This is a genomic window from Micromonospora citrea (assembly GCF_049629545.1).
Classification (GTDB): Bacteria; Actinomycetota; Actinomycetes; order Mycobacteriales; family Micromonosporaceae; genus Micromonospora; species Micromonospora citrea_A.
This window is the reverse complement of sequence record NZ_JBNADX010000026.1, coordinates 64036-86712: the sequence shown is the minus strand read 5'-3', so window position 1 is coordinate 86712 and position 22677 is coordinate 64036. Positions and strand designations below refer to the sequence as shown.

Here is a 22677-nt window from a genome sequence, read left to right as displayed (position 1 = left end):
AGAAGGAAAGCCCGCATGACCATCCCCACCACATCCGGCCGCCGCGCCGTCCGCGCGACGGCCCTCGCGGCGAGCCTGCTGCTCGCCACCGGCATCCTGACCGCCGTCAGCCCTCCGAGTGTCCACGCGGCGAACGGCCCGGTGGCCGTGACCGTGAACGCGCGGGCGGGGCTGGCGACCGTGCCGGACACCGCGCTCGGCGTCAACCACGCCATCTGGGACCAGAACCTCGGCACCGACGAGACGTCCGACCTGCTGCGCGCCGCCGGTGTGCGGATGGTGCGGTACCCGGGCGGCTCGTACGCCGACATCTACCACTGGAAGGACCACACCGCGCCCGGCGGGTACGTCGCCCCGAACACCGACTTCGACACCTTCATGGCCGCCGCGAGGCGGGTCGGCGCGCAGCCGATGATCATCGCGAACTACGGCACCGGCACCCCGGCCGAGGCCGCCGACTGGGTCCGGTACGCCAACGTCACCAAGGGCTACGGCGCGAAGTACTGGACGATCGGCAACGAGAACTACGGCAACGGCCACTACGGGTCGGGCTGGGAGGCCGACGAGCACCCCGACAAGAGCGCGACGTACTACGCGAACCTGGTGGTCGACTACGCCGACGCGATGAAGGCGGTCGACCCGGGCATCAAGGTCGGCGCGGTGCTGACCATGCCGGGTAACTGGCCGGACGGGATCACCGCCGGCACCGACCCGGGCCCGTGGAACCAGGCCGTGCTCTCCGTCGCCGGGCCGAAGATCGACTTCGTCGACGTGCACTGGTACCCGGGCGGCACCGCCGCGCAGTCGCTGGAGCGCACCGCCCACATCGACGACGCGATCCACCTGCTGCGCGAGCAACTCACCCGGTACGCCGGCCCGAACGCCTCCCGGATCGGGATCAGCTTCACCGAGCTGAACGTCGAAGCCGGCCGGAACACCCAGCCCGGCGCGCTGTTCCTCGCCGACGCCTACAGCGACCTGCTGGAGAACGGGGTGTTCACGGCGCACTGGTGGAACGTGCACAACGGCATCGGCACGGTGTCCGAGGTGGCCGGGCACACCGACTACGGCGACTACGGCATGCTCTCCAGCGGCGGCTGCACCGCCGACGGGTCGGTCTGCCAGCCGCCGTTGAACACGCCGTTCGCGCCGTACCACGGGATGTCCATGATGAACCTGTTCGCCAGGGCCGGCGACCAGTTCATCCGGGCCGGCACCGACCAGCCGCTGGTCACCGCGCACGCGGTGCGCCGGCGCGACGGCGAGGTCGCGGTGCTGCTGGTGAACAAGGACCCGGAGAACGCGTACCCGGTCGACATCGACTACGCCGGGTTCACGCCGTCCGACGCCGCGCCGACGGTGCACACCCTCACCAACGGCGCCACCGGCATCGAGACCGGGGCCGGCGGCAGCGCCACCAGCCGGACCCTGCCGCCGTACTCGCTGACCACGCTCGTGCTGCGCCCGGCCGAGGTGGTCGGTGGCGGGCCCGCCACGCCGCTGCAACCCACCGCCACCGCGGTGACCGACCGCAGCGCGACCATCTCCTGGCCCGCGCTGCCGCCGGTGGCCGGCCCGCCCGTCAAGTACGAGGTGTACCGGCAGAACGGGGCGGTCAGCGAGCAGCTCGGTGAGACGACCGGCAGCTCGTTGACGGTCGACAACCTGAACCCGGGCACCCGGTACACCGTCAACGTGCTGGCCCGCGACGGCGCAGGTCGGGTCTCCCGGTCCTCGCCGCCGCTGACCTTCACCACCGGCAGCCCGGCCACCAGCACGTGCGCCGTCCGCTTCACGAAGAACTCCGACTGGGGCAACGGCTACATCGGCGGCGTCGACATCGTCAACACCGGGGCGCATCCCGTCGACGGGTGGACGCTGACCTGGACCTGGCCGACCACCTGGCAGCAGGTCGGCAGCGGCTGGAGCGCCACCTGGGAGCAGGTCGGCACCAGCGTCAAGGTCACCGCCACCGCCGACAACCGCAGGATCGCCGTCGGCGGCAGCACCAGCGCCGGCTTCGTCGGCGGGTACAGCGGTCCGAACGTCCTGCCGACCACGTTCCGTCTCAACGGCGCCGTCTGCACCACCCGGTGACGGCACGGGTGTCCGGGCCGTCGGGCCACCGGCCGCGGTGATCGATGCCTGCCGGCGGGGTCTCACGGACCCTGCCGGCAGGCCCACCGGCGCGTCGGAGGGCGCGGTCAGGCGGCTTCCGCCGTACGGCCCGGCGGGCCGGCCGTCAGGTCGACCGGTCGGCCGTGCGCCCAGAGGTGTTCGAACTCCTCCCGGAAGTGGCGGTACCACTGCGCGTCGGCGGCGGTCACCAGGAGCATCGGCTCCCGCGCCGCCGGGCGGTGCGAGTAGAGATCGACGTGGATCCGCCCGGTGTCGTCCCCCGCGTCCAGCAGGATCATCCCCGACGCCGGGACGAGCGGCAGCAGCCGCACCTCCAGCCGCCCGCCGCCGGGGCGGTCCGTCAGCGCGAGTTCCCGCAGCAGGTCCAGCGTGGGCCGGACCCGGTTGACGAAGATGTCGCGGTCGTCGGGCAGGGTGGCCCGGCGGGCGGCCTCGGCCGGGGCCGAGGTGGCCGGGTCGATGAGCGCGATCCGGACCCGGGCGCCCGCGACGAGCCGGCCGTCGATCTGGTCGACCCGGTTGCGCAGGGTCCGGCCGAGCGTCACCCCGACCATGGCGATGTCGTCGACGTCGGTGAGGTCGACGTCCGCCCCCGAGGCGGAGGCGCGCAGCGGTGCGCCGCCGCCGGCCTGGGCCGGCAGGTGCCGCATCATCCGCGCCGTACGGTCGAGCAGCCGCACCACGCGGCCCAGCTGCCGGCGTTCCCCGGCCAGGGTGGTGGCGAGCAGGGCGAGGGTGGCCAGGGTCGCGGCGGCCACGGTCGCGGCGTTCACGACGTCGAGGACGCCGAGCACTCCGATGGTGAGGGCGAGCACGACGGTGACCGCGGTATCCAGCTGGTTGAGCTGGCCACTGAGCGACCGCCGTCGCCGGACAGGGGTGGGCATCGAGTCCTCCCGGTGCGGGTGGTGCGGCCCGGTGCCGGGCCGGGCCGCACCGGTCATTTCCGCGCGTCCCACAGGTACGGCAGCACCCGGTGGAACGCCGCCGCCGCGTGCCGGGCGGCCAGGTCGTGGTCGCGGTGCCCCTTGGCGGCGTCCGCGTGGTCGGAGATGCCGCGCAGCACGAGCCAGCCCAGCACCCCGGTGTCGTCGGCGTACTCCTCCCGGAATCCCTGCACGAGGCCGCCGGACTCGGTCTCGACGGCCAGGCACTTCTCGTGGAACTCCTGCAGGAACCGCCGGATCCGGGAGTGCTCGTCGGTGATCACCGCACTGCCCGAGCCGAGCGGCCCCCGGGCCACCCGGAAGGTGCCGTCGCGCTCCGGCGAGGGGATCATCAGCGGCTCCCCCTCGGTGCTGAACAGGTCGTTGACCGCGATCGTCATCGGCGCGGTCAGCGCGGTGGACTCGCCGCGCCAGCGGGTCCCCTCGGCGGTCTCCCGGCGCTCGTCGTAGTAGATGATCTGGTCGGCCAGGACCACGTCACCGACGTCGAGTCGAGAGCTGATGCCGCCGGCGATGCCGACGAGGGCGACGATCGGCGGGGCGTACCAGCGCCGGAGCCGGGCGTACGCGGCGGTGGCCGAGCGCTGCCCCCGGTCGAGGGTCTGGAGCAGGACCGCCTCGAGCGGGCCGGCCGACGTGCGGAAGGTGGCCTCGTGCACCCGGGAGCGGTCGGGCAGGGTGCGCTGGCGGTAGTCGTCGGCCTGCCGGAAGACCGAGACCATCGCGCGGGTCTCCTGGGGCAGGACGGTGAGGACCCCCACGTCGGCCCGCCGCTGCGGCCCGGGGTCGCCGGGGGTCTCCCCCGCCGGTCGGGCCGTGGGGTCGCCGTGGACCGGGTTGAACGAGTCCGAGATGTTGCCGATGTGGCCGATGTCGCCACCGGCGGAGATGCCGCTGTTGTGCCCACCGGGCTGACGGTCCATGCCGCTGCTCACTTCTTGCTCGGGTTGAAGGAGTTCTTGACGTCGCCGATGGCGCCGATGTTGCCGCCGGCGTACACGCCGCTGTTGATCAGGACGTTGGCGCGCTGGCGGAACTCGGTCACGTCCACCCCGTGCGTGACGAGGAAGTCGAGGGTGGCCGCGACCACGCGCCGGGTGACGATCTCTTCGTACTTGGCGACGTCCTGCATCTGGAAGTCGTTGCGGACCTCGTCCAGGGTGGCCAGCTCCCGCACCCCGACCCGAGCGCCGCGGTCCACCCCGTACGGCAGAGCGCCCTGGTTCTCCTGCATCCGCCGTACCACCCACCGCAGCCCGGCCCGGAGCAGGTTGACCGGCGCCAGCGCCACGACCCGGGGTGACTCGGCCAGCCCGGTCCACGCCGCCCGCAGGTAGGGCACCGCTCCGAGGCTGCGGACGTCGTCGATCACGCGGTACTCGTCCCGGCACGGCGCGAGGGCGCAGGTGGCGGTCTCCAGGTAGAGGGTGCGGCCCTGCAGCGCGAAGTGCACGTACACGCTGGTGACCAGCTCGCCCTTCCAGGAGGTGACCCGACAGGCGAGGTAGTGCCGGCGGGCGTCGAGGGGCTGGCGGATGATGCCCACCATCGTCGGTCCGTCGGTGGACAGGGCCAGCTCGGTGGTCTCGGTGCCGGCGGTGAAGACGTGGTCGGTGACCGTCAGACCCGGCAGGCGGTGCTCCGGGGCGCTCGCCCGACCGAGCGGGGCGAGCTGGTCGCGGACGTACCCGACCAGTTGCTCGGCGGTGAACGGCAGTTGGTCGTACTCGCGCTGCGCCTCGGCGGTCCGGTCGTCGAAGCCCTCGGGCTGGCGGATCATCCGCAGGGCCAGGTTCGTCGTGTCGAGCACCAGTCCGGATCCGACGAACGGCGAGTAGCCCGAGTACACGATGGTGTTGCCGCCCTGCTGACGCTGGATGTCCTCGATCCGGGCGTCGAGGGGTGGCGTCGTCGGCCGCCCGGCGGGTCCGTGCTGGACGGCGTGGTGCCAGCGCAACACCCGGGTGATCACCGGTGGACCGAATCCGGCGAGGACGGTCACCATGAACGTGCCGAAGAGCATGGTGACCACGCTCGACACGGCGCTGTCGGCCCCGCCCCCGGCGAACTGGCTGACCGCCAGGCCACCGATCAGCGTGGTGAGCAGCATCAGGCTCACCGAGGAGACGGTGAAGGCGACCGTGCCGGCGGCGGCGGTCCGGATGATCTCGTACACCCGTGGGGGCTCGCCGCCGGTCAGCCGACGCAGCGTCTCGCGGAACAGCCGGACGGTGGAGACGGCGGACTGCAACCCGGCCAGCAGCACTCCGCCGACCACGATCCCGATCAGGCCGGTGGCGCAGAGGCTGAGCAGGAACACGCCGACGATCACGGCGTCCCGGACGAGCAGGATGGTGTTGGCCCGGCGGCAATGGGCGAGGACGGTGCCGAGGTCGAACCCGTACGACGGCGCGACCGCCCGACGGGGCTGCTCGTAGACCTCCTCGAGGGCGGCGCGGCAGAAGCGCTCGTCGAGGTAGGCCCCGGCGACGAGGTGTCGGGTGGCGGTGCTCAGCGCGGTGGGGTGCATCGCCCCGACGGGCGGCGGCGGGGCCGGCCGGGGCTGCGGGACGGACGAGGTCTGATCGGTCATGGCGCGACCTCCCGGAGACAGGGGAGCGGGAACGGGCAGTGGACCGGAACTGGCGACGTTGGCGTCACGGATCGTGAGAGCTTTCGTCAGGACGACGAAAACCCTTCCCCAACGTAATCGGCCGGTCGCCTTATCGTCAAGGTGACGATTGGGTAGCCTCGACGTGTGAACGGTCCAGGAACGGTGATCCCGGTGTCGCTGACGGTCGACCTGGTGGTGCTCACCGTGCGGGACGATCGGCTGCACGTCCTGCTGATCGAGCGGGGGAAGGAGCCGTTCCGGGGAAAGACGGCCCTGCCCGGTGGATTCGTCCGGTCCAGAGAGGACAGCGACGCCGCCGCGCTGCGCGAACTCGCCGAGGAGACCGGTCTCGAGGGCCGCACCCTCCATCTCGAACAGTTGCGCAGCTACACCGAGCCGGACCGGGACCCGCGCGGACGAGTGGTCAGCGTGGCGTACCTGGCGCTCGCCCCCGACCTGCCGCTGCCCGTGGCCGGCACCGACGCCCGGCACGCCCGGTGGACGCCCATCGCCGACCTCGGGCCCGGCGACCTCGCCTTCGACCACGCCAGGATCCTGGCCGACGGCCTCGAACGGGCCCGCGCCAAGCTGGAGTACACGACGCTGGGGACCGCGTTCTGCCCGCCGACCTTCACCATCACCGAACTGCGCCGGGTCTACGAGGTGGTCTGGGGAGTGAGCCTCGACGCCCGCAACTTCCACCGCAAGGTGGTCAACGCCGAGGACTTCCTCGTCGCCACGGGCACCCGGCGGGTGCCCGACGTCGGTCGGCCCGCCGCGCTCTACCGGGCCGGTGGCGCCACCGTCCTGTACCCGCCGATGCTGCGCACCGCCGCGCAGCGCCCGGCGCCCCGGTCCTGACCGTCGCCCCCGGAAACGCCGGCGGTCAGCCCAGGTACGCCGGCGGCACCGCGTCGGTGAGCCACACTCCGTTGGCGCTGCGGTAGAAGACGTGCCCGTCGCGGGCCATCGCCGCCGCGTCCACGGTCAGCACCACCACCGCGCCGGACCGGCGGGCGCCGACCCGCCGGGCCGTCGCCTCGTCCGGCGACAGGTGTACGTGGTGCCGCCCGCCCCGGTGCAGTCCGGTGGCCCGGATCGAGTCGAGCGCCGCCGCGCCGGTGCCGTGGTAGAGCCGCGCGGGCGGCGGCGAGGGTTCCAGGCCCAGGTCGACCGGGATGGAGTGGCCCTGGCTGGCCCGGATCCGCTCGGTCCCGTCGGCGTCGCGCCGCACGGCGAAGCGCTGCTTGTCGTTGCCGGCCACCACCGCGTCGAGGTCGACCCGGTCGATCCGCATCGCCGCGAGCAGGTCGTCGACGGCGACCCAGCCGGCCCGGTCGGGGACGAGCCCGAACTTTCCGGGCTGGTGCCGCAGCGCCAGTGACATCCGCTTGCTCACCCGCACCAGCGCCCGTTGATCCATTCCCGCATTCTCAGGCACCCGGCGGTCGGGTGCGAGCGGATTGTCGTCCCACCCCGGCGGGCGCCACCGGGGCTGGAGGCGTGGGCGACCACACACCGGGCCGAGGTGGAGGCCGCCCGCGCCCGTTACGACGACGCCCGATGACCGGACCGGGGCGTCCACGGTCGGCCGGGTGGCGTCACGGCCGGCCAGGCGGCTCACGGCCCGTCGGGTGGCGTCACGGTCGGGTGAACCGCTGCGCGTCCGCGCCCGCCAGCCGCCCCGCCGGTAGGCGGCGCCCGCAGACCACCAGCAGCAGGTCCTGGGCGAGCCCGCGCAACGGCGTCCCGCTGCCGAGCCGCCAGTCCAGGTCGGTCGCCTCGAGCCGGACACCGGTCAGGTCGGCGCCGAAGAACCGGATGCTGCGCGGCGACATGCCGGCCAGCACCGCCGCCATCCGGTCGAGCGGGACACGCCGGTCCAGCCCCAGCCCGACGGTGACGTCGAGGCCGTGGATCACGTCGTGCGACAGCGCGCCGGCCATGCCACCCCCCGGCGGCGTCCACGGATGGTCGGCGTTGTCTGCCAGCGCCGCGACCAGGTCGGCGGGCGACAGCCGCGCGGCGTCCCGGCGGGCGCACCGGTCGGCCATCCGGTTGACGCTGCCTCCCGCGCGCACCAACTCCACCACCGTCCGCCCGACCGAGGCACGGAACGGCATCGTGGTGTGGGCCACCACCTCCCGGACCCGCCAGCCGTCGCAGAGGGTCGGCGCGTCCCACTGCCCCGGTCGCAGCGCCGCCAGCAACGCCGCCTGCTCCCTGCGTTCCGCCGCAACCGCCGCGCGAAGCTCGTCCTCGCCCATCCTGTGACCTCCCGTTCGTACGCGAGCCCGTCGTGGGCTCCTCGACGGGGATACGGACCGACCGACCGGAACTCATCGGTGGCACCCCGGCCGTGCTGCGCCACCGCCCCGTCGGTCCCGGCACGTATGGTGACCGGGTGCGCGAGGCATCGCTGGACGTCGGGCTGGAGTCGCTGCGTACGGAGCTGACCGGTTACTGCTACCGGATGCTCGGCAGTGGCTTCGAGGCCGAGGACGCCGTGCAGGAGACGCTGGTCCGGGCCTGGCGCTCCCGGGAGCGCTACGACGCGCGGCGCGGCTCGCTGCGCACCTGGGTCTACCGGATCGCCACGAACATCTGCCTGGACATGCTGCGCAGTCCGCAGCGCCGGGCCCGCGCGATCGACCTCGGCGGCCCCGCGACGGGCGGCGGGGACCTCGGCCCGCCCCTGCCCGAGCAGCACTGGGTCCAGCCCGTCCCGGACGCCCTCGTGCTGCCGGCGCACGCCGACCCGGAGGAGACGGCGCTGCGCCGGGAGACGGTACGGCTGGCGCTCGTCGCCGCCCTGCAACGGCTGCCCGCCCGGCAGCGGGCCGTGCTGATCCTGCGGGACGTGCTGTGCTGGCGGGCCGAGGAGGTCGCCGACCTGCTCGACGCCGGCGTCGCCGCGGTGAACAGCGCCCTGCAACGGGCCCGGGCCACCCTGCGCGCCGCCGACCTGACGGCCGGGGACGTGCTGCGCCCGGCGGACGCGGCCCAGCGTGACCTGCTCGCCCGTTACTGCGACGCCTTCGCCCGGCACGACGTGGCCGCGCTGGTCGCCCTGCTGCACGAGGACGCCACCATGTCGATGCCGCCGTTCGCCTGGCGCCTGCGGGGGCGGGACCGGATCGCCGAGGCGCTGCGCGACCCGCGTGGCTCCTGCGCCGGTTCCCGGCTGGTGCCCACGGCGGCGAACGGGTCCCCGGCGTTCTGGCAGACCCGTCCCGGTCCCGGCGGGCGGCACGTGCCGTTCGCCCTGGTCCTGCTCGACGTGGCCGGCGGCCGGGTCCGGGGAATCGTCACGTACCTCGACGCGGACCGGCTGTGGCCGCTGTTCGTGCGGGCGGGCGCCGACGTCCCGGTCCCGCCGGCCGTCGCGCGCACGTGAACGGCGCCCGGACCGGGCCGGGCGCCGTCCGTCGTCGGTCAGGGCAGGTCGATGGGGCGCAGCACCCGGTCGACCGCGTGCGCGATCTGCCGGTTGCCCTTGTTGATGTCGTACGCCACCACCCGCGCGTCGCGGTCGGTGGTGTCGGCGTCGACCAGCCGCACCTGGCTGAAGTGCCACCAGCGGCGCACGTCGACCTCGACGGTGGCGCCCAGGGCGGTGGTGAGCGTCGCCCCGTCGGCCTTGACCGCCGCGCGCCGGTCGATCGTGGCGCCCGGGATCACGTGGTAGAGCAGCACGTCCTCCACGGTGTCGATGCCGAGCCCGGCGACGGCGGTGAACGCGGCCCACTCGCCGGGGAGCTTCCGGACGCCGGTGATGTCCCGGACCAGCTCCCGGAACGCGGCGTCGGTGGGGACGAACGCGGTCAGCGCGACCGTTCCGTCGGTGAGCACCGCGACCGGCGAGTCCGGCTTGGCCTCCAGCACGGCGAGCACGGCCGCGGTGAGCACGTCGAAGTCCCGCGGGTCGTGGTCGAAGCCGCCGGTGTCCCGGGTGAGCACCGCGGCCAGGCTGCGGGTGCCCGGCTGCTTCGTGCCGGCCTGGGCCGGCACGGCCATGGCGGCGGTGACCAGCGCGGTGGCCAGGGTCCCGGCGGCCAGGCGGGCGGCGAGTCGTGCGATCTTCATCGGCGAACCCTTCGTCGGTGCGACCAGATCCGTGACTGTCGTCACGACCATTGCTTCGCCCCGACCGTCCCCGGTGGATGCACCGATCTCAGCCCAGCTCGGCGACGACCTTCGCGGTGAGTTCGCGTACCACGTCGACCAGCAGGTCCACGTCGGCCTCGGTGGTACGCCAGTTGACGATCGCCGGTCGCAACGCGACGCGCCCTTCGTGGACGGTGGTGCCGGCGTACACCCGGCCGTCGGCGAGCAGCGCCGCGCCGAGCCGCCGGTTCAGTTCGTCCAGCGACTCCTCGGGCACTCCGGCGGGGCGGGCCCGGAAGCAGACGATGCAGAGCGGCACCTCGGCCAGCCGTTGCAGCTCGGGACTGGCGTCGACCCGCCGGGCCAGCCGCTGGGCCAGGTCCAGGTGGCGCTCCACCATGGCCCGGTAGCCGTCGCGCCCGTACGCGGCCAAGGTCGCCCAGATCGGCAGCGACCGGGCCCGGCGGGAGGACTCCGGCCCGAGCAGGGCGTAGTCGGCGCCCTCGCCGGGTGTCGGCAGCGCGCTCCCCCGCCCCGGCAGGTACGCCGCCCCGGGCATGCCGAACGCGACCGGCAGCCGGGACGGGTCCCGCAGGAAGGCGAAGCCGCTCTCGTACGGCACGTTGAGCCACTTGTGCCCGTCACCGGCGATGGAGTCGGCCCGTTCGATCCCGACGACCAGCCCGGCGGTACGCGGGGACAGCGCCGCGAAGAGCCCGAACGCCCCGTCGACGTGCAGCCACGCGCCGTGCCGCTCGGCCAGGTCGGCGAGGTCGGCCAGCGGGTCGAAGTCGCCGGTGTCCACCTCCCCCGCGCTGCCGATGAGGACCGCCGGGGACGCCAGTTCGGCCAACCGCCGGTCGAGCGCGACCAGGTCGACCCGGCCTGCCGCGTCGCGGCTGTGCACCTCGACGGCGTTGCGGCCGTGCCCGAGCAGTTGCAGCGCCTTGCGGTCGCTGGCGTGCACGTACCCGCCGGAGAGGACCGGCATCCGGGGCAGCCCGGCCAGCCCGTCGGCGGCGACGTCGACGCCGTGCCGCTCGCCCCACCAGTGGGTGGCGGCGGCGAGGCCGGTGACGTTGGCGAAGGTGGCGCTGGCCACCAGCGCCCCACCGAACGTCGCCGGCAGCCCGAACAGCTCCCGCAGCCAGGTCAGCGCCACCGTCTCGGCCTCGGTGGCCAGCCGGGACGAGGCGCGGAAGGCGGCGTTCTGGTCGAGCAGCGCGGCGGTCCAGTCCCCCGCCAGGGCCGCCGGGGTCGCCCCGCCGATGATGAAGTGGAAGAAGCGCGGGCCGGCCGAGTGGGTGGCCGCCGCCGTGCCGACGCGCAGCAGCCGGTGCAGTGCGGCTGACGCGCCCTCACCCCGTCCGGGCAGCGGCGCGTCGCCGGCCGGCTGCCACAGCTCGCCGAGCAGGGCGACGCTGTCCGGGTCGTGCACCGGGCGGTCGGCCAGCGACGACAGGTACGCCCCGGCGGCCTCGTACACCAGGCGCAGCGCCTCGTCGCCGCCGTCGTCGCGCAGCGGATCGGTCATCGCGGGCTCCTCGTCGCACGGTGGTGGCACGGCGGTCCGCCAGGTGAGGGCGCCGGCACGATCGGCGGCTGACCGCCGACGGTTCGCAGCCGGCCGCACCGGGCGGCGACGCCGGCCGTCTCCACCCTGGCACCGACCGGCCGGCGGTCGCGCCGGCCAATTCCGCCCCGGTGGCCCGCCCGGATTCCGTCCCGACGGGCGCCGAGCGCGGCACGACGCCAGGCCAGACCTGCCCCGACGGCCGGGCCGGTAAGGGGCGGACGTGAGGGCCGTCATAACGGCTGGACGCCCACCCCGATCGGGTTGCTAGCCTTCGGGGCAGGTCATGAGCGCCAGCGCGAAGCCCCGGCTCGCTGGCCGGCAACCCTCCTCCACGGTGGGGTGCTCCGGGTGAGGACCAGGCACCGGCGCAGCGCCGGTGCAAGCGTGGCCTGGTTCCCAGGTCAGCACCGACCAGGAGAACCATGTCTGCTCACCTTTGCGCCCCGCCCGTCGGCGGCGTCGCGTCCGCGGTCCCGCCGTACGCGCCGGCGACCGGCGTCGCGCTGGTCAAGCGGCGGCACGTCGACCTGATGCGGGTCTGCAGCGACGGCTGTCGCCGCCCGTCCGCGTAGTCGACCAGCCCTCTTCCTCGTAGCAGCAGGCGGTGTGCCCGTGCGGCACGCCGTCCCCGGCGTGCGTCCCGCGTGCGCCGCCCGATCGATTCCCGGAGACACCTGTGCGATTCCTTCGTTCCCTGTCCAGGGTGGCCGCGCTCGGCGCCGCCACCGTCCTCGCCGCCGCCACGCTGACCGCCTGCGGCGCCGACGACGCCGCCCCGTCGGCCGACAACCCGTACGGCCTGCTCCAGCCGGGCGTGCTGCGCGCCGGCACGCTCACCGACGCGCCGCCCAACGTGTACCTCAAGGACGGGAAGTTCACCGGCTTCGACAACGACCTGCTGGTCGCCGCCGCCGCGAAGGCCGGCCTGAAGGTCGAGTTCGTCGGCACCGACTTCTCGGCGCTGCTGTCCCAGGTCAACAACCGCAAGTTCGACATCGGCAGCTCCTCCATCACCATCACCGAGGCGCGGAAGAAGACCGTCGACTTCGGCAACGGCTACGACTTCGGCTACTTCGGGCTGGACGTGCCCGCCGGCTCCCCGATCACCGGCTTCGACCAGCTCGCCGGCAAGCGGGTCGTGGTCGTGCAGGGCACCGTCCAGGACGACTACGCCACCGGCAAGGGCCTGAACCCGGTCCGGGTGCCCGACTACAACGGTGCGATCAACCAGCTCAAGGCCGGCACCGCGGACGCCTGGATCGCCCCGGCCGAGATCGGCGAGAAGTCGGCCGCGGACAGCAATGGCAAGATCACCGTGGCGGCGAAGGAACTCAGCCCCGCCCCCACCGCGTACGCCTTCGCCAAGGGCAACGACAAGCTGCGCGAGGCGCTGGACAAGGGCCTGGACGAGGTGATCGCCGACGGCACCTGGACCCGGCTCCAGCAGCAGTACTACCCGGGCCGGCCGATCCCGGCCGAGTTCACACCGGGCAGCGGGACGGTCGCCGTCCCGTCGGCGTCGGCCACCTCCTGACGGTACGACCACACGAGCGAGCGGGGCGGTGGGAGAGCACTGATGGATCCGTTGAGCACCCTGTGGGAGACCTTCTTCGACATCGACTCGATGCGCGAGGCGCTGCCCGAGATGCTGACCGTCGGGCTGCCGAACACGCTGATCCTGGCGGTCTCCGCCGCCCTGCTCGGCTCGCTGCTGGGCATGCTGCTGGCCATCGCCGGCATCTCCCGTACCCGGTGGTTGCGCTGGCCGGCGCGGGTCTACACCGACATCTTCCGCGGCCTGCCCGCCGCGGCGACCATCCTGCTCATCGGCGTCGGCCTGGCGCCGCTGGGCATGCAGGTCTGGGGCCCCAACCCGTATCCGCTGGGCATCCTGGCGTTGTCGCTGATCGCCGCCGCCTACATCGGGGAGATCTTCCGCTCCGGCATCCAGAGCGTGGAGGCGGCGCAGTTGGAGGGGGCCCGGGCGCTCGGCTTCTCCTGGGGCGAGGCGATGCGCCTGGTGATCGTCCCGCAGGGCGTACGCCGGGTGCTGCCCGCCTGGGTGAACCAGCTGATCGCCCTGATCAAGGACTCCAGCCTGGTCTACTTCCTCGGCCTGCTGGCCAGCCAGCGGGAACTGTTCCGGATCGGGCAGGACTACGCGGCGAACACCGGCAACCAGTCCGCGCTGCTGCTGGCCGGCCTGTTCTACCTGGCGCTGACCGTGCCGCTGACCCACGCGGTCAACTGGATCGACCGGCGGCTGCGCCAGGGCCGCGCGGTGACCGCGCACCCGGACGACGACGGCGGACCGGCCCCGGCCGGCGAGACCGCCCTGCCGCAGCAGCGCCCGACCCGAGAGGACCAGCGATGACGGCCACCACCACCACCTCGGTCAGCCTCGCCGTCCGTGACGTGCACCTCGCCTTCGGGGCCAACCGGGTGCTGCGCGGCGCCGACCTGGACGTCGCCTCCGGCGGCACCGCCTGCGTGATCGGCCCGTCCGGCTCCGGCAAGTCCACCCTGCTGCGCACCATCAACCGGCTCATCGAGCCGGACTCCGGCGACGTGCTGCTCGACGGGCGCAGCGTGCTGCGCGACGACCCGGACGCGCTGCGCCAGCGGATCGGCATGGTGTTCCAGCAGTTCAACCTCTTCCCGCACATGAGCGTGCTGCGCAACATCACCCTGGCGCTGCGCAAACTGAAGAAGCTCTCCGAGGACGAGGCCGTCGGACTCGCCCGGGCCCAACTGGACCTCGTGGGGCTGGCCGCCAAGGCCGACTCCCGCCCGGCGCAGCTGTCCGGCGGGCAGCAGCAGCGGGTGGCCATCGCCCGCGCGCTGGCCCTGCAACCACAGATCATGCTCTTCGACGAGGCCACCTCGGCGCTCGACCCGGAGCTGGTCAAGGGCGTCCTCGCCGTGATGGCCGACCTGTCCGCCGGCGGCATGACCATGGTGGTGGTCACCCACGAGATGGGCTTCGCCCGCTCCGTCGCCGACACCGTCGCCTTCATGGACCACGGTGTGGTGCTGGAGGCCGGCGAGCCGGCGGCGGTCTTCGAGGCCCCGGAGCACCCCCGACTGCGCCGCTTCCTGTCCCAGGTGCTGTGACCGGCCGGATCGGCGCCGGTCCGCGCCGATAATGCCGGTATGCCACTGGACCACTACGGCGTGCTCGTCGGGACGCTCACCGAGCACCACCGCGACCCTCCGGACGAGCAGGGCCGCTGGTTCCACGTCAACCTGACGGTCGCGGCGCCCGCCGGCCACTACCGCTGCGCGGTGGACGTGGACAGCAAGCAGTCCGCCACCGGCGTGCAGTGGCGGCTGGTGACCCTGCCCGCGGACCGCCTGCCGACGCTCGGCGCGCTGACGACCGGGTACCACCCGCTGGCGACGACGTCGTCCTCGGGGGCGCTCGACTACCCCCGGCATCCCGCGTTCCGGCTCACCGACGGCTGTCTGACCGCCCTGCTCCCCCCGGCGGTGCGCCGGTGGCTGGCCGCCCGGGCGTGGTCGGCCGGATCCCACCTGGAGGCCGCCACGGCGCTGGAGTCGATCCTGGTTCCCGGCGCCCGTACCGCGATCTTCGGCGAGCCGTTCACGCGCGGACTGGGCATGCACAACATCCACCAGAACCAGGGCGACCCGGCCGGCTCGCAGTGGTGGGCGGAGAACGGGCCCTGGCAGGACGGGGCCACCGTGGTGTTCCGGCCGGACGGGCGCTACGACGTGTTCCTGTCGAAGTTCACCTCCCAGTCGTACGAGACCGACGGTGCGGGGCATCCGCGGTAGGTGCCGGAGCTGCCCGCCCGGCACGAACGGCCGATGCCGCCCCCGTCGGTTCGGGAGCGGCATCGGCGGACGTGGCGGATACGAACGCCGTCAGGTCATGTCGTCGTAGCGGCGGTCGATCGGCGCGGGCGCGGCGACCGGTTCCGGTGCGGTGATCGGCCCGGAGTGGCTCAGCTCCGGCGTGGCGGTCACCGGCTCGTCGTCGAGCTGCAACGGCGAGACCTCGTCGTCGGCGATGCCGGAGTAGATCTCCTTGCCCCGGCCACGGCGCTTGTCGTTGAGGAAGGCGACGCCGACCGCGGCGAAGTAGAGCGCGGAGAGGCAGATCGCCAGGGCGGTCATGCCGAACGGGTCCGGGGTCGGGGTGACCACCGCAGCGAAGGCGAAGAACACGAAGACCGCCACCCGCCACCAGCTCAGCAGCTTCCGCCCGCTGGCCAGGCCGACGAAGTTGAGCATCAGCACGACCAGCGGGAACTCGAAGGCCACCCCGAACAGCATGATCAGGTTGGTGACGAACGAGATGTACCGGGTGATGTCCAGCGTGGTGGTGATGTCGCCGCCGCCGGAGATGTTGAGCAGGAACTCCAGTCCCTTGGCGGTGACGAAGTACGCCAGCACCGCGCCGGCGGCGAAGAGCGGGGCGGCCAGGGCGGTGAAGAAGTACGCGTACCGCCGCTCGTGCCGGTGCAGACCCGGGGCGATGAACGCCCAGAGCTGGTACAGCCAGACCGGCGCGGCGATGATCAGGCCGACCCAGAGGCCGACCTTGAGCTGGAGCAGGAACAGGTCCGCCGGGCCGAGCTGGACGAAGTTGCACGACCCGTTGACCAGCCGCGCCTTCGGCAGGTCGCAGTACGGCTGCTGGAGCAGGTGCAGCACCGGGCCGGAGAGCCAGATGCCGAAGCCGAACCCGACCAGGATCGCCAGCGAGGCGCGGAACAGGCGGTTACGCAGCTCACGGATGTGCTCGATGAGCGTCATGGACCCGTCGGCGGCCCGGTCGAAGTTGCTCGGGCCGCGCTTGCGGAGCGCGAAGGCCACGGTGTTCGGGCCCTTCGGTCAGTTGTCGCGGACGCGCTGCACCGGGTCGACCGGCGGGGCGACCGGCTGCTGCGGGGCCTGCTGCGGGGCGTACTGCTGCTGCGGCTGGGCGTACGGCTGCTGCACGTACTGCTGCTGCGGAGCCTGCGGCGGCAGCGGCTGGTAGCCGGCCTGCGCATCGGCCTTCTCGGCCAGGTCCTTGTCGTCGTCGTGCAGGCTCTTGGTCTCCGCCTTGATGATCCGCAGCGAACGGCCCAGCGAGCGGGCCGCGTCGGGGAGCCGCTTCGCGCCGAAGAGCAGGATCAGCACGACCACGAGTACGGCGATGTGCCACGGCTTGAGGGCACCCATGGGAAGCTCCAGTCGCTCTGTGTCGAAGGGTGTGTCGCCGCCCATCGTACGTGCGTCTCGGGCCGCTGCCACCCGCCGGGCCGCTGGTGACGCGACCGGCCGGTGAAGTCTTGACCACCTGCAAGTGTCCCGTCAACCACCTACGGGCGCTCACTGGTGCGCGAAACGGACGCCGATCGCGCAGATCGCGCACGATTCACCGACCGCGGTCGATCACCTACCGCGTTTGGCCTTGATCAGCTCGATCCGGTCCTGGGCGAGCTCGGCGCGCTGCTGCAACGCCTCCGCCCGCACCTGGAGCACCTCGGCGGCCTCGCGCAGCGCCTCGGCGTCGGCCTGGCGGCGCTGCAGGGCCACCACCGCCCGGCGCAGCCGGGGCAGCCGCGCCACGACCGGCCGCACCGCCAGGGCCAGCACGACGAGCGCGAACAGCACCACCGCGAGCACGATCCACTTCACCACGGCGGTCAGCCTACTGGGTGCCGCTCCCCACCGCCTGATCGGCCGACGGCGCGCCGGCCGGGGTGGCGTACGCCGCCAGCGCGGCGGCGGCCTGGGCGCGGACCTGCTCGGCCAGCTCGACCGGGGCGAGCACGGTGACGTCCGGCCCGAGCCCGAGCACGAACCGGCGGGCCCAGCCCAGATCGGTCACCCGCAGTGACACCAGCCAGTGATCGCCGTCGACCTCCACCCGCTCGCACGGGTAGTACTCGGTGATCCACCGGTCGCCCCGACCGATCCGCAGGGTGATCAGCGGCAGGTCCGGCGAGGGGCGGAACACGCCGTCGCTGAGGTCGTGCCGGCGGGCCTGCGGCGGCACCACGGCCGCCTCGTCGAGTTCGGTGACCGCGTCGATGCGGTCGGCGCGGAACAGCCGTACCCCCTCCGCCCGCCGGCACCACGCCTCCACGTACGCCCGGCCGCCGACCACGAGCATCCGCAGCGGGTCGATGGTCCGCTCGGTGCTCTCGTCCCGCGCCGCGGTGTAGTAGGTGATCCGCAGCGCCCGGCCGCGCTCGACGGCGGCGCTCAGCTCGCGCACCCGCTCGGTGTCGCCGGGCAGCCGCACCGCCACCGGCGCGCCCACCAGGTCGCCGGCCGCGCTCTCGATCTTGGCGAGGGCCCGCTCGACGGCCTCCCGGTTGGCCACCCCCGGGGTCTCCGCGAGCATCCGCAGGGCCACCACCAGCGCGAGCGCCTCGTCCGGGGTGAGCCGCAGCGGCCGGTCGATGCCCGCGTCGTAGGTGATGGTGACCCGGTCGCCGTCGAAGGCCATGTCGATCAGGTCACCCGGGCCGTACCCGGGCAGCCCGCAGACCCAGAGCAGTTCCAGGTCCTCGCGCAGTTGCCGCTCGGTGACGCCCAGGTCCCCGGCGGCCTCGGCGATCTCGATGCCGGGGCGGGCCAGCAGGTAGGGCACCAGGTTGAGCAGTCGGGCCAGCCGGTCGGCGGAGGCGCGTGAGCCGCCCTTCGCGGCCGGGCGGGTCACCGGGCACCTCCGGCCACGGCCAGGTCCTCGTGCCGGGCGGCGATCTCCTTGAGCCGTTGGATCACCGCGTCGCGCACCTCCGGCGGATCCAGCACCCGCACGTCCGGGCCGTACCCGACGAGCTGACCGGCGAGGTAGTCCGGGTCGGCGTACGGCAGGGTCAGCCGGTCCCCGGCGGGGTCCGGCACCGTGCGCACCGCCCAGCGGCGCAGGCCGGCGGCCCGGCCCGGGGCGGCCAGCACGGTGGCCCGGCCGGTCCGCTCCACCGGTCCGGACCAGCGGGCCACGTGGCTGATCAGATCCACCCCGGCCGGCGGCTCGTAGCTCCCCGGCTCGCCGGTCACCCGCACGGCGCCCACCACCCGGGACAGCCGGAAACAGCGGGTGGCGTCGCGGTCCAGGTCGTGGCCGACCACGTACCACCGGCCGCGCCAGCAGACCACGCCCCACGGCTGCAACCGGCGGCGGGTCGGGGCGTCCCGGTCGGGCACCCGGTAGTCGAAGGTGACCTGCCGGCGGTCGCGGGCGGCGGCGGTCAGCGGCGCGAACGCCGGGTCGACCGTCACCATCGGCTCCAGGCCGAGGGTGGCCTGCGGGTCGACGTCCACGCCTGCGGCGCGCAGCTTGGCCAGCCCGGAGGAGGCGGCGGCGGCCAGCCCGGCGTGCTGCCAGAGCCGCGCGGCGATGCCGACGGCGGCGGCCTCGTCCGGTTCGAGCGGGATGTCGGGCAGCGCGTACTCACGATGGGCGATCCGGTACCCCGGCTCGGCGTCGAAGACGCTGGCCGTCCCGGTCTCCAGCGGGACGCCCAGTTCCCGCAGCTCGGCCTTGTCCCGCTCGAACTTGCGCTGGAAGGCCTCGTGCTCCTTGGGATCGTCCGGATCGTGCTCGTAGCCGGGCACGGTCGCGGCGATCTGCGCGGCGGTCAGGAACCGTCGTGTGGACAGCAGACAGATCACCAGGTTGACCAGGCGTTCGGTGCGGTTCCGCGACACGGGTGAACGCTAGCAGCCCGCGCGGGCGACCCGTGCACCCGCGCGGGCGCGTCGTGCCGCCCGACACCACCCGGCGACGCCGCACCGTGTCGACCGGCGCGACCCAGGGTGAGCCCCCGCGCCGGAAGGCGAGGTCAGGACCGGCAGGGCCCCGGACGTGGACGGCGACCGTCGCGCCGATAGCGTGCCGGGCATGGTGCGATGGCGGTCCGGGACGGTGGCGGCGGTACGGCGACGGTGGGCCGGCGCGGCGGAACTCGACGTCGACCTGACCGACGGGGGCGTCATGCGCGCCCTGGCCTACCCCGCGCTGGTCGGCGACCCGCAGCCCGGCGACCGGGTGCTGCTCAACGCGGGCGCGCTGCTGATGGGGCTCGGCACCGGCGGCTACGCCCTGGTCGTGGCGCTGCCCGACCGGCTCCCGCCGGACCCGCCGCAGGCCGGCGACACCCGCGACGCCGGGCACCTGGTCAAGGCCCGCTACACCCCGTTGCAGGCGATCATGCTCGGGGTGGACGAGGAGGCGTCCCCGCACCACGAGCTGCTGGCCGGCGTGGACAGCCTGGACGGCCTGCCGGTGGTCACCGCCGACCTGCACTCGGCGCTGCCGGCGATCGTGGCCGGCGTGCACGCCGACGCGCCACGGGCACGGGTGGCGTACGTGCTCACCGACGGCGGGGCGCTGCCGGCCTGGTTCTCCCGCACCCTCGACGGGCTGCGCGACCGGCTCGTCGGCACGGTCAGCGTCGGCCAGGCGTTCGGCGGTGACCTGGAGGCCACCACCGTGCACAGCGGCCTGCTCGCCGCCCGGCACGTGCTGCGCGCCGACGTCGCGATCGTCGCCCAGGGCCCCGGCAACCTGGGCACCGGCACCCGCTGGGGCTTCTCCGGCGTCGGCGTGGGCGAGGCGGTCAACGCGGTCGCCACGCTGGGCGGACGGGCGGTCGGCTCGCTGCGCATCTCCGACGCCGACCCGCGCCCCCGGCACCGGGGCGTGTCGCACCACAGCCTCACCGCGTACGGCCGGGTCGCCCTGGCCCCGGCGGAGCTGGTCGTGCCCACCGGCCTGGACTCGGCGCTCGCCGCCGACGTGGACGCCGCGCTGGCGCCCCTCGCGGCGCGGCACACCCTCGTGAGGGTGCCCACCGACGGTCTGGACGCGGCGCTGCGCGCCCTGCCGGTGACGCTGTCGACCATGGGCCGGGGCCTGGACGCCGACCACGCCTACTTCCTCGCCGCCGCGGCGGCCGGACGACACGCGGCGCGGCTCGTGCCCTGAGCCCCGGCCCTGGCCGGTCGGCTCAGAACGCGCCGTAGCCGTGGGCGACGATGTGCCGGGCCGAGTTCTCGTACGCCTGCGCGTCCTGCGGGGCGAAGGTGCCCAGGCCGTCGACGTACCGGTTGTACATGCAGAACGCGGCGGCGATCAGCACCGTGTCGTGGATCTCCAGGTCGGTGGCGCCCTCGCGGCGGGCGTCGTCGACCAGTTCACCGGTGACGGACCGCCCGTCGCGCTGCACGGCGGCGGCGACCCGCAGCAGGGCGCGCAGCTTCGCCCCGATCGGGGCGGTCTCCGGGTCGGCGCGGACCCGGTCGACCAGGTCGGCGCCCTCGGGGAGCTGCGCGGCAGCGATGGCCGAGTGCGACGAGCAGCAGAAGTGGCACTCGTTGAGCCCGGAGACGTAGGCGGCGATCAGCTCCCGCTCGCCGGGGCTCAGCGTGGGGTGCGGCGCGCGCAGCAGCGTCTCCGCCAGGGCGTTGAGGGGTTCGGCGGTCTCCGGGCGGAAGATCATGGGCCCGGTGATGCCGGGGTGCCGCTTCTCGTCGAGGCCGAGGTCGATGTGGGCGATGACGTCACCATCCCTGGACAGGGCCGCCGCGGGCGGCCACCGACTCGTGGATGGTCACGCTGGCACGCGCCGGACGCGCGGCCCAACTCCGTACGTGCGCACTTGCGGCACCGGCCCGGGGGCTCAGCCGAGCAGGAAGATCAACGCCAGCCAGCCGCCGACGATGGCGATCAACGCGACCGCGAGCACCCAGGTCGGCACGGTGTACTCGCCCCGGCGGTTGCGCTCGACTTCGGCGCGGATCTTCTCGCGGCGCCGCTCGATCCAGTTCAGCTTCTCGGTGCCGCCGCGCTCGCGGTCGGCCGGGTCGGAGGTCATCATCGCGACGCCAGCGTACCGGTGCGTCGGCGGCCGGTGCGCCGCGCACCGGCCGCCGAGACGTCTCACATGCTGGCGATCAGCCGCTCGACCCGCTCGTCGTACGCCCGGAACGGGTCCTTGCAGAGCACGGTGCGCTGCGCCTGGTCGTTGAGCTTCAGGTGCACCCAGTCGACGGTGAAGTCCCGCCGCTTCTCCTGGGCGTGCCGGATGAACTCGCCGCGCAGCCGGGCCCGGGTGGTCTGCGGCGGGGTCTCCTTCGCCTCGAAGATCTCCGGGTCGGTGGCGACCCGGTCGACCTGGCCGCGCCGCTCCAGCAGGCCGTACAGGCCCCGGCCGCGCCGCAGGTCGTGGTACGCCAGGTCCATCTGGGCGACCCGGGGGTGCGACAGCGGCAGGTCGTGCTTGCGCTGGTATCGCTCGATCAGCCGCAGCTTGCTCACCCAGTCGATCTCCCGGGCCACCGGGTCCAGGTCACCGGTCTCGACCGCGCGCAGCACCCGGCCCCAGAGCTCCACCACCCGCTTGGCGGTCTGGTCGCCGCCGCGACGCTCGACGAACTCGGTCGCCTTCGCCAGGTACTCCTGCTGGATCTCCAGGGCGCTGACCTCCTTGCCGGAGGCGAGCCGGACCTTGCGCCGCCCGGTGATGTCGTGCGACACCTCGCGGATCGCCCGGATCGGGTTCTCCAGCGTCAGGTCGCGCATCACCACCCCGGCCTCGATCATCCGCAGCACGATGTCGGCGCTGCCGACCTTGAGCAGCGTGGTGACCTCGTTCATGTTCGAGTCGCCGACGATGACGTGCAGCCGCCGGTACCGCTCGGCGTCCGCGTGCGGCTCGTCGCGGGTGTTGATGATCGGACGGCTGCGGGTGGTCGCCGAGGAGACGCCCTCCCAGATGTGCTCCGCCCGCTGGGACAGGCAGTAGACCGCCCCGCGCGGGGTCTGCAGCACCTTGCCCGCGCCGCAGATCAACTGGCGGGTGACCAGGAACGGGATGAGCACGTCGGCGAGACGGCCGAACTCACCGTGCCGCGAGACCAGGTAGTTCTCGTGGCAGCCGTACGAGTTGCCGGCCGAGTCGGTGTTGTTCTTGAACAGGTAGATCTCCCCGGCGATGCCCTCGTCGTGCAGCCGCTTCTCGGCGTCGATGAGCAGACCCTCCAGGATCCGCTCACCGGCACGGTCGTGGGCCACCAGGTCGGTGACCGAGTCGCACTCCGGGGTGGCGTACTCGGGGTGCGAGCCGACGTCCAGGTAGAGCCGGGCCCCGTTGCGCAGGAACACGTTGCTCGACCGGCCCCACGACACGACGCGGCGGAAGAGGTACCGGGCGACCTCGTCAGGGGACAGCCGACGCTGCCCACGGTAGGTACAGGTGACGCCGTACTCGGTCTCAAGGCCGAAGATTCGCCGCTCCATGATGAGACATTAGCCGCCCGGAGGC

Annotated in this window: 24 protein-coding genes and 1 riboswitch; of the genes, 9 read left to right on the top strand and 15 right to left on the bottom strand. The window is 73.7% G+C overall.

Annotated elements, in window-relative coordinates:
* Positions 1 to 15: 15 nt before the first annotated feature.
* Entirely contained in the window at positions 16 to 2097 is a 2082-nt protein-coding gene (locus ACPFP2_RS24275; RefSeq protein ID WP_424091711.1) for a cellulose binding domain-containing protein, read from the top strand.
* A gap of 107 nt (positions 2098 to 2204) precedes the next feature.
* Here the strand turns inward: ACPFP2_RS24275 and ACPFP2_RS24270 are convergent, their stop codons facing one another.
* The 3 genes from ACPFP2_RS24270 to ACPFP2_RS24260 are packed head-to-tail and all read right to left on the bottom strand — an operon-like array spanning position 2205 to position 5679.
* A complete protein-coding gene (locus tag ACPFP2_RS24270; RefSeq protein ID WP_424091709.1) occupies positions 2205 to 3026 on the bottom strand; it encodes a hypothetical protein in 822 nt (273 codons plus the stop codon).
* A gap of 53 nt (positions 3027 to 3079) precedes the next feature.
* Positions 3080 to 4009: a hypothetical protein gene (locus ACPFP2_RS24265; protein ID WP_424091707.1), complete on the bottom strand. Its 930-nt coding sequence runs from the start codon at positions 4007 to 4009 to the stop codon at positions 3080 to 3082.
* Between the two features lie 8 nt (positions 4010 to 4017).
* Positions 4018 to 5679, bottom strand: coding sequence for a hypothetical protein (locus tag ACPFP2_RS24260; RefSeq protein WP_424091706.1), 1662 nt, complete (start codon positions 5677 to 5679; stop codon positions 4018 to 4020).
* 165 nt (positions 5680 to 5844) lie between these two features.
* Here ACPFP2_RS24260 and ACPFP2_RS24255 point away from each other — a divergent pair, with 165 nt between their 5' ends.
* Positions 5845 to 6561 (top strand): NUDIX hydrolase, encoded by a 717-nt coding sequence (locus ACPFP2_RS24255; RefSeq protein WP_424091704.1) that lies wholly within the window; start codon positions 5845 to 5847, stop codon positions 6559 to 6561.
* A 25-nt stretch (positions 6562 to 6586) separates the two neighbouring features.
* On the opposite strand, the gene ACPFP2_RS24250 is transcribed toward ACPFP2_RS24255, so the two are convergent.
* Positions 6587 to 7123 (bottom strand): RNA 2'-phosphotransferase, encoded by a 537-nt coding sequence (locus tag ACPFP2_RS24250; protein ID WP_424091701.1) that lies wholly within the window; start codon positions 7121 to 7123, stop codon positions 6587 to 6589.
* Positions 7124 to 7340: 217 nt separating this feature from the next.
* Positions 7341 to 7967 (bottom strand): maleylpyruvate isomerase family mycothiol-dependent enzyme, encoded by a 627-nt coding sequence (locus tag ACPFP2_RS24245; protein ID WP_424091699.1) that lies wholly within the window; start codon positions 7965 to 7967, stop codon positions 7341 to 7343.
* A gap of 137 nt (positions 7968 to 8104) precedes the next feature.
* Between ACPFP2_RS24245 and ACPFP2_RS24240 the strand changes: the two genes are divergently transcribed.
* Positions 8105 to 9097, top strand: coding sequence for a sigma-70 family RNA polymerase sigma factor (locus tag ACPFP2_RS24240; RefSeq protein ID WP_424091697.1), 993 nt, complete (start codon positions 8105 to 8107; stop codon positions 9095 to 9097).
* A 38-nt stretch (positions 9098 to 9135) separates the two neighbouring features.
* Here the strand turns inward: ACPFP2_RS24240 and ACPFP2_RS24235 are convergent, their stop codons facing one another.
* Entirely contained in the window at positions 9136 to 9786 is a 651-nt protein-coding gene (locus ACPFP2_RS24235) for a fasciclin domain-containing protein (RefSeq protein WP_424091695.1), read from the bottom strand.
* An 88-nt stretch (positions 9787 to 9874) separates the two neighbouring features.
* Positions 9875 to 11341 (bottom strand): pyridoxal phosphate-dependent decarboxylase family protein, encoded by a 1467-nt coding sequence (locus ACPFP2_RS24230; RefSeq protein WP_424091694.1) that lies wholly within the window; start codon positions 11339 to 11341, stop codon positions 9875 to 9877.
* A 321-nt stretch (positions 11342 to 11662) separates the two neighbouring features.
* A riboswitch (SAM riboswitch) is annotated at positions 11663 to 11774 on the top strand.
* Positions 11775 to 11805: 31 nt separating this feature from the next.
* Here ACPFP2_RS24230 and ACPFP2_RS24225 point away from each other — a divergent pair.
* The 5 genes from ACPFP2_RS24225 (at position 11806) to ACPFP2_RS24205 (ending at position 15181) form a co-directional block, all read left to right on the top strand.
* A complete protein-coding gene (locus tag ACPFP2_RS24225; RefSeq protein WP_424091692.1) occupies positions 11806 to 11955 on the top strand; it encodes a hypothetical protein in 150 nt (49 codons plus the stop codon).
* A gap of 131 nt (positions 11956 to 12086) precedes the next feature.
* Positions 12087 to 12917, top strand: a complete 831-nt coding sequence (locus ACPFP2_RS24220; RefSeq protein ID WP_424091690.1) for an ABC transporter substrate-binding protein — start codon at positions 12087 to 12089, stop codon at positions 12915 to 12917.
* A gap of 42 nt (positions 12918 to 12959) precedes the next feature.
* Positions 12960 to 13757, top strand: coding sequence for an amino acid ABC transporter permease (locus tag ACPFP2_RS24215; RefSeq protein WP_424091688.1), 798 nt, complete (start codon positions 12960 to 12962; stop codon positions 13755 to 13757).
* Positions 13754 to 14497 carry an amino acid ABC transporter ATP-binding protein gene (locus ACPFP2_RS24210; protein ID WP_424091686.1) on the top strand — a complete coding sequence of 248 codons (744 nt, stop codon included), beginning with the start codon at positions 13754 to 13756 and terminating at the stop codon, positions 14495 to 14497. Before ACPFP2_RS24215 ends, ACPFP2_RS24210 begins: the two co-directional genes overlap by 4 nt.
* A gap of 39 nt (positions 14498 to 14536) precedes the next feature.
* Positions 14537 to 15181 carry a DUF2278 family protein gene (locus tag ACPFP2_RS24205; protein WP_424091684.1) on the top strand — a complete coding sequence of 215 codons (645 nt, stop codon included), beginning with the start codon at positions 14537 to 14539 and terminating at the stop codon, positions 15179 to 15181.
* A 90-nt stretch (positions 15182 to 15271) separates the two neighbouring features.
* On the opposite strand, the gene tatC is transcribed toward ACPFP2_RS24205, so the two are convergent.
* The 5 genes from tatC to ACPFP2_RS24180 all read right to left on the bottom strand — a co-directional run bounded on the left by tatC (position 15272) and on the right by ACPFP2_RS24180 (position 19060).
* A complete protein-coding gene (tatC, locus tag ACPFP2_RS24200) occupies positions 15272 to 16225 on the bottom strand; it encodes a twin-arginine translocase subunit TatC (protein WP_424091682.1) in 954 nt (317 codons plus the stop codon).
* Positions 16226 to 16243: 18 nt separating this feature from the next.
* Complete coding sequence (gene tatA, locus ACPFP2_RS24195) at positions 16244 to 16576, bottom strand: Sec-independent protein translocase subunit TatA (RefSeq protein WP_424091680.1); 333 nt, start codon at positions 16574 to 16576, stop codon at positions 16244 to 16246.
* Between the two features lie 213 nt (positions 16577 to 16789).
* Positions 16790 to 17038: a hypothetical protein gene (locus tag ACPFP2_RS24190; protein WP_424091678.1), complete on the bottom strand. Its 249-nt coding sequence runs from the start codon at positions 17036 to 17038 to the stop codon at positions 16790 to 16792.
* Between the two features lie 10 nt (positions 17039 to 17048).
* Positions 17049 to 18065, bottom strand: a complete 1017-nt coding sequence (locus ACPFP2_RS24185; protein WP_424091676.1) for a helix-turn-helix transcriptional regulator — start codon at positions 18063 to 18065, stop codon at positions 17049 to 17051.
* Positions 18062 to 19060, bottom strand: coding sequence for a helix-turn-helix transcriptional regulator (locus tag ACPFP2_RS24180; protein WP_424091675.1), 999 nt, complete (start codon positions 19058 to 19060; stop codon positions 18062 to 18064). Before ACPFP2_RS24180 ends, ACPFP2_RS24185 begins: the two co-directional genes overlap by 4 nt.
* A gap of 193 nt (positions 19061 to 19253) precedes the next feature.
* Here ACPFP2_RS24180 and ACPFP2_RS24175 point away from each other — a divergent pair, with 193 nt between their 5' ends.
* Positions 19254 to 20339 carry a DUF3866 family protein gene (locus ACPFP2_RS24175; RefSeq protein ID WP_424091673.1) on the top strand — a complete coding sequence of 362 codons (1086 nt, stop codon included), beginning with the start codon at positions 19254 to 19256 and terminating at the stop codon, positions 20337 to 20339.
* A gap of 22 nt (positions 20340 to 20361) precedes the next feature.
* On the opposite strand, the gene ACPFP2_RS24170 is transcribed toward ACPFP2_RS24175, so the two are convergent.
* From ACPFP2_RS24170 to pafA, 3 genes are all read right to left on the bottom strand, one after another.
* The gene (locus ACPFP2_RS24170; protein ID WP_424091737.1) at positions 20362 to 20910 is read right to left on the bottom strand and encodes a carboxymuconolactone decarboxylase family protein; all 549 of its coding nucleotides are present in this window, start codon (positions 20908 to 20910) and stop codon (positions 20362 to 20364) included.
* Between the two features lie 123 nt (positions 20911 to 21033).
* Positions 21034 to 21231 (bottom strand): hypothetical protein, encoded by a 198-nt coding sequence (locus ACPFP2_RS24165; protein ID WP_088979720.1) that lies wholly within the window; start codon positions 21229 to 21231, stop codon positions 21034 to 21036.
* Positions 21232 to 21293: 62 nt separating this feature from the next.
* Positions 21294 to 22652 carry a Pup--protein ligase gene (gene pafA / locus ACPFP2_RS24160; RefSeq protein ID WP_088978783.1) on the bottom strand — a complete coding sequence of 453 codons (1359 nt, stop codon included), beginning with the start codon at positions 22650 to 22652 and terminating at the stop codon, positions 21294 to 21296.
* Positions 22653 to 22677: the final 25 nt, after the last annotated feature.

Bases quoted from the DNA above. Each gene is read 5' to 3' on its own strand.
- ACPFP2_RS24275 (WP_424091711.1), top strand. From the start codon at position 16: ATGACCATCCCCACCACATCCGGCCGCCGCGCCGTCCGCGCGACGGCC.
- ACPFP2_RS24250 (WP_424091701.1), bottom strand. From the start codon at position 7,123: ATGGATCAACGGGCGCTGGTGCGGGTGAGCAAGCGGATGTCACTGGCG.
- ACPFP2_RS24175 (WP_424091673.1), top strand. From the start codon at position 19,254: ATGGTGCGATGGCGGTCCGGGACGGTGGCGGCGGTACGGCGACGGTGG.
- ACPFP2_RS24230 (WP_424091694.1), bottom strand. From the start codon at position 11,341: ATGACCGATCCGCTGCGCGACGACGGCGGCGACGAGGCGCTGCGCCTG.
- ACPFP2_RS24215 (WP_424091688.1), top strand. From the start codon at position 12,960: ATGGATCCGTTGAGCACCCTGTGGGAGACCTTCTTCGACATCGACTCG.
- tatA (WP_424091680.1), bottom strand. From the start codon at position 16,576: ATGGGTGCCCTCAAGCCGTGGCACATCGCCGTACTCGTGGTCGTGCTG.
- ACPFP2_RS24270 (WP_424091709.1), bottom strand. From the start codon at position 3,026: ATGCCCACCCCTGTCCGGCGACGGCGGTCGCTCAGTGGCCAGCTCAAC.
- ACPFP2_RS24210 (WP_424091686.1), top strand. From the start codon at position 13,754: ATGACGGCCACCACCACCACCTCGGTCAGCCTCGCCGTCCGTGACGTG.
- ACPFP2_RS24260 (WP_424091706.1), bottom strand. From the start codon at position 5,679: ATGACCGATCAGACCTCGTCCGTCCCGCAGCCCCGGCCGGCCCCGCCG.
- ACPFP2_RS24245 (WP_424091699.1), bottom strand. From the start codon at position 7,967: ATGGGCGAGGACGAGCTTCGCGCGGCGGTTGCGGCGGAACGCAGGGAG.
- ACPFP2_RS24225 (WP_424091692.1), top strand. From the start codon at position 11,806: ATGTCTGCTCACCTTTGCGCCCCGCCCGTCGGCGGCGTCGCGTCCGCG.
- ACPFP2_RS24205 (WP_424091684.1), top strand. From the start codon at position 14,537: ATGCCACTGGACCACTACGGCGTGCTCGTCGGGACGCTCACCGAGCAC.
- ACPFP2_RS24265 (WP_424091707.1), bottom strand. From the start codon at position 4,009: ATGGACCGTCAGCCCGGTGGGCACAACAGCGGCATCTCCGCCGGTGGC.
- pafA (WP_088978783.1), bottom strand. From the start codon at position 22,652: ATGGAGCGGCGAATCTTCGGCCTTGAGACCGAGTACGGCGTCACCTGT.
- ACPFP2_RS24235 (WP_424091695.1), bottom strand. From the start codon at position 9,786: ATGAAGATCGCACGACTCGCCGCCCGCCTGGCCGCCGGGACCCTGGCC.
- ACPFP2_RS24165 (WP_088979720.1), bottom strand. From the start codon at position 21,231: ATGATGACCTCCGACCCGGCCGACCGCGAGCGCGGCGGCACCGAGAAG.